The organism is Paenibacillus sp. F024 (assembly GCF_057814255.1).
This window is the reverse complement of sequence record NZ_JBVASZ010000062.1, coordinates 1-12002: the sequence shown is the minus strand read 5'-3', so window position 1 is coordinate 12002 and position 12002 is coordinate 1. Positions and strand designations below refer to the sequence as shown.

Here is a 12002-nt window from a genome sequence, read left to right as displayed (position 1 = left end):
TCGTCGATACGCTTTTACGCACAGATTTCGCCATACGCAAGTATCCTAGCTACGCGGGGACTTGGCTCCTCCCGCGACCGGACTTTCACCGGCTAGAAGATGCGTGCTTAGCTGGGCACGCCAAACGGCAAAAGATGCCTGTCCCTTCTTTTTATTGGGGGACAGGCATCTTTTGATTTATTTAACCGACTTTGTCATATTCCTTCTTAGCTAGAAGCAGTCCTCCGGTTATACCTGTGTCGTCGCCTAATGCAGGTAAGCTTACATACTTATCTATCGGCGGGGTTTCCACATAATTGGCTATACGTTCGACCAGTTCTTTCTTCACCTTTGGGAGAAGCTGTCCGCTTTTCATGACACCACCGCCTAAAATAATGATGTCAGGGCTTAATACAACGGTATAGGCATATAGAGCTTGCGCCAAATAATGAGCCAAAAAGCTCCACACTTCATGATTCGGGTCGATCTCGTTGCCTTTTTGCTTCAATCTTGCTTCAATCGTTGGTCCTGCCGCCATCCCTTCTAAACAGTTATGGTGAAATGGACATAACCCTTGAAACTCATCCTTTGGGTGGGACTCGACCTTGATATGTCCCATTTCGGGATGGCTGAATCCCTCCAACATCTTCCCGTCGACGACCGCGCCGCCACCGATTCCCGTGCCAACGGTCAAATAAAGAACGCTTTTTAGTCCTGCGCCTGCTCCTTTCGTTGCTTCACTTAGAGCCGCTACATTGACATCGGTTGACCATCCGATAGGAATCTCATACCGACTTTTCATTGCACCAACAAAATTATAATTGGCCCATGACCGTTTCGGTGTATTCTTAATATAGCCGTAGGTTTGAGAATTCGGATTCACATCAATGGGACCAAAGGAACCGATCCCCATCGCTTTCAGATGATAGGAATCAAAAAATTCGAATACTTGGTTCATGGTCTCATCCGGTGTTGTAGTAGGAAACGTCACCCTTTTGACGATTTGACCGTCCTCATCTCCCACGGCACAGACAAACTTTGTTCCCCCTGCCTCGATCGAACCAAACAATATAACCCGCTCCTTGTATCACGTACTATTTAAGTATAGCTGCAAGACCTTGCTTGGAATCGATATTTTTCTCCATGGTATCCGCCTGTAATTCCCAATTGCCGAATTGTCCATAAGCCGAATAAATCGTTGACCCCGTCGGTAACTCCGGATGCTCGTTTTCACCATTCGTGCCCCAATTGACCCATCCGGAATCATTACGCTGCACGATTTGGTAACGGGCTACCACATTGCTCGTATACCATACCATGGCATAGCCAGTCTCTTCATTTAACTCGGCTGTTTTATTGGCGCTCATCGGGAAGATGGTTTGTTCCGGAGCGCTGTTTACATCGACAAATCGATCAAACAATACATTCTCATTTCTCTCACTTTGATGTACTTGTGTGTGAGACTCCGGAATAATGGTAGAGATATGGTGTTTGATTTCTTCCGCACTAAGAATTCCTTCTTTTACACAGAACAGCCTCCAGAAATAATCCCAGGAAACTTTATTAATATCCTCTCCGATATTATCTTTATATTTTTTGATGTTCGGATTACTTTGTTCATCGGCATGCTCGAGCAGCTCATGAACACCTTTAGACAAAATGTTGGCGTATAAATCGCCTTCTCTGTAATAAGTTCCGCCATAGGAAGCAAAGGTTGTAAAGACCCTATCCCCCTTGCCGCTCTCAAATTCATCGCCCACCGTAATTTTGTTTATGACAGGAATACCATCTACCGTGGTTGAAAAATCGTCTACATCATACTTTCTTCTAAACCATGGGGAATTATAGAAAAACTCCCACGTGATCGTGAATTTTTTTCCCTTCAGATTCTCATCCAACCCATCAGGCACGGTGCCTTTAAACAGATATCTGCAATACAACGGACCTTCCTCTTCAACGATACAATCTACCGTAGTATGCTCAGGAGGATTGATCAGCCCATTTTTCGGTGTGAAGAACGGTCCATAGAATCCGCCAATCGCATTGGAGTAGTCCTTAATCAGATTTTTCCCCTCCGCTTTGGCTTCAAAATATCGGATCCCCCATTTACCGTAAGAAGTTCCGTCAGCCGTTCCGGAGCAAAGCTCCAAAATGTAGTAACCGGTGTCTAATCTTCTAAACCCGTCGTCTTGGGTGACTTCCAGCTTCTCGATACCTTTAAACGCCTTCTCAACCGCAGCAGGCTTTTCATCCGCATACAGCCAGTAAGAGGTAACTAACTTATCCATATCCACTAGATATACAATCGAAGCCTCTTGAATATAGTCCCCTTCCACCCTGGCATCAATCAGCTGAAAAGGAATGGCATTGTCCGCATCGTCATATAAGACAAGACTATCCTTATGAACGTGACTATCCGTAAAATTCAATTTCGTGATGACAGGCTCCTTTTTCCTTGGCAGATGATCCGGGTTATTGAGCATAATCTGAAATTTATATTTGAAGCTTTGCTTATTGTTGTCCACAGATAAACCTCTTTTCATTTTGTATTCAATCTCTGGGCGGATTCGTCTTAATGTTTAGCGGCTTTAAAAGAAAAGCTCAGTTTTTTTCCTTTTTGAGCATCAACCAGGATGGCAACCAAAATAATTAAGCCTTTGACAACGAGCTGCCAGAAAGAGCTTACTCCCAGCAGGTTAAGACCGTTACTGATCACACCAATCACCATGGCGCCAAAAATGGTTCCGCTAATTCTGCCTCTGCCGCCGGCCATGGAAACTCCGCCTAATACACAGGCAGCAATAGCATCCATTTCATATCCTGCCCCTACAGAAGGCTGGCCGGAATACATTCTTGCGGAGAGGACGATTCCTGCAAAGGCTGCAAGCAAACCGGTAATCGTATAGACACCGATTTCTACCTTTTTAATGGGTACGCCGGAAAGACGTGCAGCTTCTCTATTCCCGCCAATCGCATAAACATAGGTTCCAAATTTCGTTTTAGTTAATAAGACGGAAAAGATAAAAATTAAGATAAACATATACAGGACCGGCAGCGGAACAAACCCAAAGAGCTGTCCTGTTCCAATCGAGGTATAAGCTTCATCTCTGATCCTTACGGATTGACCGCCGCTGTATAGATACGCAATCCCCTGCGCGATATTCATCGTAGCTAATGTAACAATAAAAGCAGGCAACTTAAATTGGGTTACTATACACCCGTTAACGAATCCGATAGCCGCACCGATTAAGAGACCGATTAAAATGGCCAGATAAACAGGCATTCCCGTGGTAACAATTAACCCTACCGTTAAGGTTCCTGACAAAGCAACGTTGGCCCCGACGGAAAGATCAATCCCTGCGAGAATAATAACCAGCGTCATCCCAAGAGCCAAAAAGACGTTAATCGAGATCTGTCTCAAAACAGTGATCAAATTGTCATGGGTTAAAAATACTGGTGAAGTGAATGATAACGTGATAAATAAAAGCAATAACACAGTAATAATCCCAATATTCCCTCTAATCACTGACATCATGGGGTTGTTTAATCTCTCCGCTTTCTGAGTCATGCTACATTATCCTCCTGTTGCATAGCGCATAATATTTTCTTGAGTTAGTTCGGAATGGGCTAACTGTGCGGTTAATTTTCCTTCTCGCATGACACAAACAGAATCACACATATTGATGATTTCAGGAAGCTCAGAGGAAACTAAAATAATAGCCAGCCCCTGTTTAGCAAGCTCGTTAATAATGGAATAAATTTCAGACTTTGCGCCTACGTCAACGCCTCTTGTCGGTTCATCAAGAATTAAGAGCTTCGGATTCGTAGCTAACCATTTAGCTAATACCACTTTTTGTTGATTTCCTCCGGATAAACTGGAAACTTCAGCATCAGGCGAAGCCGTTTTTATATTTAAACTCTTTATATAAGCGCTGATTAATGCGCTTCTTTTTTCCTCACTAACAATCAGTTTATTTTTCATAAGGTGTTTCAGCTCAGACAGCGTCATATTAAAACCAACGGAATTCATTAATACGAGGCCTTGATCCTTGCGATCCTCCGGAACCAGTGCAATCCCTTGTTCAATGGCATCACTGCAGCTTTTAATCTTCAGCTCTTCCCCATTCAGAGAAACAGATCCGTTATCATAACCATAAGCGCCAAATATAGCCAGCATGAGCTCGCTTCTTCCCGCACCCATCAGGCCGGAGAAGCCAAGGATTTCACCCTTGCGTACGGAAAAGCTAATATCTTCAAAAACATTCTGTTTTGACAAATGTTCGACTTTCAGCACAACCTCATCTTGACGGGAATAGGTTCTTGTATAAAAGCTTTTTAACTCTCTGCCTACCATCATCGCCACGAGCTCATCAGGACTGCTGTTTTTCGTAATCACGGTTCCAACATACGTTCCGTCTCTAATGATGGTAATGCGATCCGTTATGGTAAACAATTCTTCAAACTTATGCGAAATGTAAATCATACTCACGCCATTTTGTCTTAATCTTTCCATCGTTACAAAGAGATGTTTGACCTCTTCATCCGATAACGAGGACGTAGGTTCATCCATTACTAAAATTTTTACATTAAAAGAAATCGCCTTTACGATTTCTACTAACTGCTGGTGAGCTACCGATAACTCGCCGACTAAGGTGTTCACATCAAGGTTTAGTCCCAATTCCTTAACCATTTCTTGGGCTTGAGCGTTCATTTGCTTTCTATCGATCAATCCCAACTTCGTAACGGGCTCTCTTCCTAAAAAAATGTTCTCTGCAACGCTCAGATAGGGTACGAGAACGATTTCCTGGTGAATGACACCAATACCATGGGCTTGTGCATCGTGAACGCCTTTGATGTGTACCGCTTTTCCATTGATCAAAATTTCACCGCGATCGGGTTGATGAATCCCGCCCAAAACTTTGATTAACGTGGATTTGCCTGCACCATTCTCACCGAGCAAGGCGTGAATTTCTCCGGATTTAAGCTCGAAGTTGATTCCGTTTAAAGCATGTGTTTGTCCAAAGCTTTTAGCAATCGAACGCATTTCCAGGACGTTTTCAACCAATGATGTTCACCTCCGAAAGTTAAAAAATGTAGAATGCAAGATAAACCTGCATTCTACGAGAATGAAACTATACGAATTTAAAGGCTTTATCGTTGAATTACTGCCACTCGCCGGCTGTTTTTTCAGCCATTTCTTTGGTTACCACGTGAGAAGGCAGCAGCATTTCTTTCTCAATTTCTTTTCCTTCTAACAAATCAAGAGCGGCCTGGAAAGATTTTTCGGCGATTTGAATAGGTACCTGAGCCGCTACTGCTTTAAAGGATCCATCCACTATCGCAGCTTTTCCGTCTGGAGAAGCATCAATGGAGTACACGCTAATGTTTTTACCGCTTGCTTCTACAGCTGCAGCTGCACCAAGTGCGGAAGGGTCATTGATCGCAAAGATGGCCGCTAAATTAGGATTGGCCTGAATAATGTCTTCAGCGATTGGCAATGAAGCATCTAATGCGGCTTTACCGTCTTGCTGTGCAACAATTTTAAATTTCGATTTACTATTTCCTAGACCCTCCATGAAGCCGGCAACACGTTGAACACAGCTTTCATTGGAAGGGAAATCCAAAATCGCAATTTCTCCGCCGTTTGGAAAGTCTTTTACCATTTGCTCTCCCATCAATTTACCCGCCATGAAAGCATCGGTAGCAATTACACTCTTAACTAATTCCTGGTCATCCTTGATTACCGCTGTATCCACGTTAAATACCGGAATATTTTTAGCTTTTAATTGTTCTAATCCTTGACGAATTCCTGCAGAGTCAACCGGAATGACGAACACCGCATCAAATCCTTGGTTTGCAGCGTCAGACATTTGGTTCATTTGTTTGTTCAAGTCATAATCCGGATCCAACATGGTAAACTTTATGCCTTTTTCTTTAGCCAGTCTTTCGTATGTTTTTGTCATCGCTGTCTGGAACGTATTATTTTGCGTGTTTGGCAGGAAAGCAAAGCTTAACGTGCCGTCACCCTTTGAGGCATTGCCGGTATTTCCGGTATTTGCTTCGTTGTTAGCGCTGCCACATGCGGCAAGTGTTAAAGCCAAAACCGTCACTGAAAGTGCTTTAAAAAACTTCTTCATTCTTATAACCCCCTATGATTTAAATGAATTGCTTTTTTAGCTAAGAAAGCGTCCAGAAAGCAGCTGCTTACGCGTAAAAATGAAACAGACCATCCATGTTGAACCGCTTTCACGCTATTCATTACGTAAAATATAGCACAATAATGTTTTTTAAGTCAACGCTTTCAAGGAATTTTCATGAAATAAAGTGGTTGTATCCTATTTTTACGTAAATTTATTTAAAATAATGCTCTCAATCTCAGGCGGAGCCGGCTCAAGTGTTATATCCTTCCATGCTTTCAACAAATTTTTCGACTCCACCAGATACGGTTGTACGCCGATATATTTATAACCATCTTGTCCCAACAAAGCCTTTGCCGTCGCTAATCCAACCGCAATACCTTGCTGATAAGGCCTTTGAGTAGAAAGTCCCTTCACCATTTCTTCTCTAGCTAAATAAGTTGCAATTTCAATTTCCAAATCAAAGGTGAAGATCGATATATCTTCTCTTTTTAACTCCTTTAGTACTTTGATCGCTTCAAGTGACGGCCTGTCCCAGGATATATATAGTCCTTTAATTTCAGGATTGGCCTTCAGCATTTCTTTGCATATTTCATAAGTGTTTTCGATTTTATGGAAATACTGCTCATTCACAATTTCAATGTTTTTGAAATTCGTTGTAATGACCTCTTTCGCCACCGCATCGCGCAAATGAGTCCCATAAAACGGAGCGCCGTGACCAATAAAACCGATCTTGACGTCTTTCTCATTTTTAAAGTAGTTCCCTAAAAGCAAAGCTACATTTTGACCGCTTTCCCGTTCATTAACCGATACACAGGAGGCATACTGGTCTTTGTTCATTCCTTCGGGAATATTACTCATAAAAATGAGTTTGACTTGTTCCGAAATACTATGGAATTTCTTTGCCGTCACCTCATCATCGACAGGTATAGCAATGATCGCATCCGGCTGTTGAAGCCTTAAGCCTTCCAGCTGGTTGACTTGTAATATAGGATCAAAGTGTGCATTGGTAATGGAAAGAATCGATATTCCATACTTATCCAGGGTGTTGCGAATTCCATTCTCATACAGTCTTGCCCATGCCGTACCCCCATAGTGAAAGGAAATCGCAACCTTATAATTTCCCGCCTTCAATTGATCCGCCTCTGCTTGAGAAATCGTCAATTCTTCAGGGGAAATCGTTTTTTCTCCGAATGGCCCCTTACCTATAACTTGGGTCGACCGTTGTATAGAGAGCTCCATTGGAATCTTAATTTGTTCAGCCCCTTGGGAAAGGTTCTCCATTTGTTTAAGCAAAAGATTGACTTCTTGGATTCCTATTTCCTTTGTATCGTGCTTAAGCATGGTTAAAGGAGGGGTCACAATTTCAGACCACTCTTCATCGCCGAATCCAATGACCGACACATCCGTCGGACACTCCAGGCCTAATTTGTTCAACACCTTTAACAGATTTAATGTCATTCGATTACCGCTTGCTATAAAAGCTGTCGGCTTAATGCGGACCCATACGTCTTTAACCTTTTTTTCGATATCCTCATAGCTATTGTTGTCTGCGTCTAACACCAATTCGCCTCTAAATGGCAGCTTGTACGAATTCAGGGCGTCCTGGTAGCCTTTGATCTTGCTCTCCGATGAGGAAAACCGGCCTCTCTCAATAATTAAAGCGATCTCTTCATGCCCGGATCTCAACAAATGCATGGCCGCTTGATAAATTCCGCCTTCACCATCGGAAAGTACAGAGCCAGCCTCTTTATTTTTAACCGTTCTGTCTAAAAAGACGAAAGGAATACGATGCTGCACTAATTTATCAAACTGCTTGCCATCCGTACTTACAGGGACAATAATGGCCCCGGCAATCCGCTTATTAAAAACGATATTCGTAATGATATCTTTTTCCTGAGCGACCTTGTCATGATGAAAATAAACAACCGGATTATACCCTTTTTCAATTAAATAATCAGAAATCGCAGAAACCAATTTCGCATACAAAGTACCGCATAAATCAGGTACGACGATTGCGATTTCGGAGCTTTTGCCGATTTTTAGCTTGCTGCTTTTATTTTTTAACTTTTTATCATAGCCGGTCCTTTTAATGATCTCCTCTACTCTTTCAACAAGTTCCGGACTTACATACCTTGATTTATTTATTACGTGGGAAACCGTAGCAATCGAAACCCCAGCTTCTTTAGCGATCTCGTTGATCGTAGCCATCAAATCACAACTCCCGATATGTTTTACGTAAATTTTTAAAGATTGTATCACTTTTCTATAATAGGGTCAATGAATTACCGTCTTGAAGGGGCTTACATCTTTAAACCAAATCCATCAGCTTCTTAAGTTTACGTAAATATATTCGACCAGAGAGGAACAAGCTCCTCCTTTGAATACTCTCTCCCCAAGGCCGCCTTCCGCCGCGGCAAACATAAATCCCTACCGACGGCTATCGGCAGGGATTGGGGGAAATACGTCGTGATATTTTTCATTTAGCCGTTATTTATGGTAATCGTTCCCCGTATCATTCTAACAGACAAAAAAGCTGCCCCAATCGTTTTAGGATTGAACTTGATTACAGCGACTCAAAATGGCTTATCAACGCCAATGCCTCTTCATGATCCGGTTCAATTTCTAATAATTTTCGTATGTATTTACATGCATCTTCGACCATCTCTAGCTCGAAGCAACAAATGGCTAGACAATAAAATACGGTTGATGCGACTTCATCTTGGTCTTGATGTACCGATATTTCCAAATACCGTTTGGAATGTTCATACATATCCATCTCAAACAGTAACAATCCAGCATCGAGCGCTAGATCATAACGCTGCTCCATGACATAGTAAGATGACCACATCAGCTGTATACCTCTCAACAAGTCCTGCTTTTCTTCATCATTTGCATCCGGCAACAAATTGGAGATCTGACTCGTGTTTTGAATGAAAAATTCCGCGTCATATCCACCCAAACGCCAAAAACTTAATATTTGCTGTAATCCCATGCTATCTTGGTTGCGATCTACCCATCCCTTCAAACTAAAAAATTCGTCCGGACCAAAGCGTTCAATACACCGACGATAGGCTAACCTCATATTTGGATAATCCATGGGTTTATCCAAATTGAGAATACAGCCAACATTTATGTTTTTATAATGATGTGGGGGGAATAAAGCCGCGGCTCCTCTTTGTTCAAAGACATGCTGAATCGCATGGTAGTTTGCCGTTAAAGAAAAACTACCGTGCAGGACCAGCTCCGGCGGGTCTGCAAATTTCCAGTTATCCAGCAAGTGATCTCCTTTGTCTGCTGTTATCAATAGGAATCCCGCCCGAGATAACAGATTCAAACGCTCTAAACAATTGATTCCAGTAGTAGGAAATAAAATATGCGAGTCTTCTAGTTGTTCCTGATAAATGGAAATGACATCACGGTAAGGATAGGTTTCTTGTTCGTACTCAGGCGCCCGTCGATACTCATAGCGTAAAGTGATTTGTTCTAACCATTCTGATGGTTTAAGTGAATCATGATGTTCGGGATATTCGACATAAACATCTGCTTCATGAATTTGCCCATCACCAACATAAATCAAATCTTGTGGAATGCTATCAAAAAAGTAGTTGGCAACAAGGATTAACGGTTGTTGTAAAGCTCCTTCACTAAGGGTTGTGCCTGATACAACCAGGTTCAATGCTGTATCATGGACAGCATCAAATCGCGCAAAATCCAGTAATCCCTCAGTAATAAAAGATTGTAAAGCGGGATGTTCCTTCCAAGCCATAACATTGTTCATTGCCAAATCTGTCATGATATATCGGAACGAAGGCAGTGATATCCCCGCATAGTCTCTCAACTGACACAACTCATGCAGCACGTGGTAAGCAAGACGTCCCGCTCCTGCTCCAAGCTCCACAATGAAAACCGGCTCTGAACGATATTCCTTATTGGCCCGATCTTGAAGAAGCCCAAAGATCATTTCTGCATATGCAGTAGCGATCATCGGATTGCTCGTTATATATTGGGGAACTTGGTCATTGTTCCAAGCCTTCGTTCCTGCTTCTTCATAATATTTTCGCTGGATATTCCATATAGGCGCTTCACTGAAGCGGTAACGTTTTTTATGATTACCTGTCATTTAAACAATCCTGCTCTCTGGTAGTTATTCAATCACATCTATCTTACATTAATAAGCCACTTTTTTATACGTATTGCTTTTCTGTTACCATTGCCGCCAGCTGCAATAATGGCTGCTTCCTTAGTGGATTCGCTGATTGAGGCGTCCCCCCGCCTTTCCACAATATACTACTCACCGCTAATCAGTAAGTCCCCTTCAGAAAACTGGAGGGGACCTGCAAATGGCTTATACAATAAATTATCGTTGATATTAGATCCTGGTATTCGTTTGTCCTAAATTAAACCCTCTAAGGATGCCGTCAAGAACAGCATTGACTTCATCAAATTTGAATTCGTTCATCAAGGAACTCATGCGCTCAAATACATGGTCTGCATCCGACCAATCCTCTATATCCACACTTCTAGTCCTCAATTTTGTAAATCGGGCGTTCATATTCGTTAAAGCACTTGCCCTCATTTTAAATAAATTGTCTGCATCACTTTGAACTATATGATTTAGTAGATTCATCCTAAGCTGTCCATCCTGAATTGGCCCAACCTCAAGGATCAAGAATAGTCTTTCTTCCTGTGCCGCAAAGAAATATGAGAAAGGATAGGGTGATTTCCATGAGCCAATGATCTCCGGCATGTAACCTCTAATTGATTCAGGAATAAACCAATGCTCCTTATCACTCAAATGGAAGCCAGGGTGAACAGAATGGTCAATAATTGAAATGTTACCCTTTAATATGTCTACCGCCTGACTTAATGTAGATGTCGAAACAGCACCGTATTTAACAATTGCGTCAATCGCTTCTCTATGATGTTTGTATATCTCACGGCACAAATTAATCAACTGCTCATCCTGCATGGTTAATACCTCCAGAGTCTTGGCATAATACGAAATGAAGTCAAATATTTTCTCGTTCATCTTATCTTGGTTTGATTCTAAAATTGCTTTCAAAATTGCCAAAATACCGATATGACTGAAGCTATAATATTCTGAATGAGGTGCCTCTTCCCCATTTAATGTAAGGAATACGGGAATGACGTGCTGAATTGATGGATATGCAGACCTAATGATGTTTAGATATTTTTGTAGTTGGTGATCTCCTAAGCCTGCATTCACCTTGTTCTCAATGAAGAGAATAAAATTACTCTTTTTTGAAACAACCAGAATATCAATGTTCCTCCACTCTCGAAGGATATCTGCATCATGAAAATTCCCTAAAAGTATATCGGTTATTTGCAAGCTATGGTTCTTCGTAAGTACATCGCCGCAAAGTATTTCGGCACACAGTTTTTTAAGAACCAAATCCCCCAAAGAGTGATTCTCATTAGGATCAAGCAACCACGCCAATAAATTAGAGTGTCTAATCTCAAATTGATCGACTTTAAGTACTTTAAACGGGTTAAAATCATTTAGCTTTGAATCAAGTCGGTCTAGAAGTTGATTGTTTGCAACGAACCTCGTTATTTTCTGATACAGCTCCTGATTTGTTTCGTCACTCATATATTAACCCCTCTTCATCACATCATTGGCAGCTAGTCGAATTTGTCCACCTTTAAAAATTCGATATTGCGTAAATTTATCCTTCAAATTCCAATTTGAATCGGAATGTTAATTCTATTAATCCGATGTCTGAACCAGCCTCTTAAATAGGGCTTGCTGAACGAATCAAAAGTCCGACAGCCACAAGGGTTTAGGACCTCTTTTGTCGAATTCAAGTGCAAGGAAAACAGGGACTTACCCGCGAAAAACCTTGCACATGGAGGCGTCCGAAT

The 12002-nt window shown here is 41.9% G+C and carries 8 protein-coding genes; all 8 read right to left on the bottom strand.

Going from position 1 to position 12002, the window contains the following annotated elements; genetic code table 11:
* Positions 1 to 181 precede the first annotated feature (181 nt).
* Entirely contained in the window at positions 182 to 1051 is an 870-nt protein-coding gene (locus ACZYR9_RS26590) for an ROK family protein (protein ID WP_488981403.1), read from the bottom strand.
* Positions 1052 to 1073: 22 nt separating this feature from the next.
* Positions 1074 to 2504, bottom strand: a complete 1431-nt coding sequence (locus ACZYR9_RS26585; protein ID WP_488981401.1) for a hypothetical protein — start codon at positions 2502 to 2504, stop codon at positions 1074 to 1076.
* 47 nt (positions 2505 to 2551) lie between these two features.
* On the bottom strand, positions 2552 to 3547 hold the full coding sequence (locus ACZYR9_RS26580; RefSeq protein WP_488981400.1) for an ABC transporter permease: 996 nt from the start codon (positions 3545 to 3547) through the stop codon (positions 2552 to 2554).
* 6 nt (positions 3548 to 3553) lie between these two features.
* Positions 3554 to 5023, bottom strand: coding sequence for a sugar ABC transporter ATP-binding protein (locus ACZYR9_RS26575; RefSeq protein ID WP_488981402.1), 1470 nt, complete (start codon positions 5021 to 5023; stop codon positions 3554 to 3556).
* A 118-nt stretch (positions 5024 to 5141) separates the two neighbouring features.
* Positions 5142 to 6116 carry a sugar ABC transporter substrate-binding protein gene (locus tag ACZYR9_RS26570; protein WP_488981399.1) on the bottom strand — a complete coding sequence of 325 codons (975 nt, stop codon included), beginning with the start codon at positions 6114 to 6116 and terminating at the stop codon, positions 5142 to 5144.
* Positions 6117 to 6320: 204 nt separating this feature from the next.
* Positions 6321 to 8327 (bottom strand): LacI family DNA-binding transcriptional regulator, encoded by a 2007-nt coding sequence (locus ACZYR9_RS26565; RefSeq protein ID WP_488981398.1) that lies wholly within the window; start codon positions 8325 to 8327, stop codon positions 6321 to 6323.
* Between the two features lie 355 nt (positions 8328 to 8682).
* Positions 8683 to 10239 (bottom strand): tetratricopeptide repeat protein, encoded by a 1557-nt coding sequence (locus ACZYR9_RS26560; RefSeq protein ID WP_488981397.1) that lies wholly within the window; start codon positions 10237 to 10239, stop codon positions 8683 to 8685.
* Between the two features lie 249 nt (positions 10240 to 10488).
* Positions 10489 to 11730 carry a PDDEXK-like family protein gene (locus ACZYR9_RS26555; RefSeq protein ID WP_488981396.1) on the bottom strand — a complete coding sequence of 414 codons (1242 nt, stop codon included), beginning with the start codon at positions 11728 to 11730 and terminating at the stop codon, positions 10489 to 10491.
* Positions 11731 to 12002 lie beyond the last annotated feature (272 nt).

Bases quoted from the DNA above. Each gene is read 5' to 3' on its own strand.
- ACZYR9_RS26565 (WP_488981398.1), bottom strand. From the start codon at position 8,327: ATGGCTACGATCAACGAGATCGCTAAAGAAGCTGGGGTTTCGATTGCT.
- ACZYR9_RS26570 (WP_488981399.1), bottom strand. From the start codon at position 6,116: ATGAAGAAGTTTTTTAAAGCACTTTCAGTGACGGTTTTGGCTTTAACA.
- ACZYR9_RS26575 (WP_488981402.1), bottom strand. From the start codon at position 5,023: ATGCGTTCGATTGCTAAAAGCTTTGGACAAACACATGCTTTAAACGGA.
- ACZYR9_RS26580 (WP_488981400.1), bottom strand. From the start codon at position 3,547: ATGACTCAGAAAGCGGAGAGATTAAACAACCCCATGATGTCAGTGATT.
- ACZYR9_RS26555 (WP_488981396.1), bottom strand. From the start codon at position 11,730: ATGAGTGACGAAACAAATCAGGAGCTGTATCAGAAAATAACGAGGTTC.
- ACZYR9_RS26560 (WP_488981397.1), bottom strand. From the start codon at position 10,239: ATGACAGGTAATCATAAAAAACGTTACCGCTTCAGTGAAGCGCCTATA.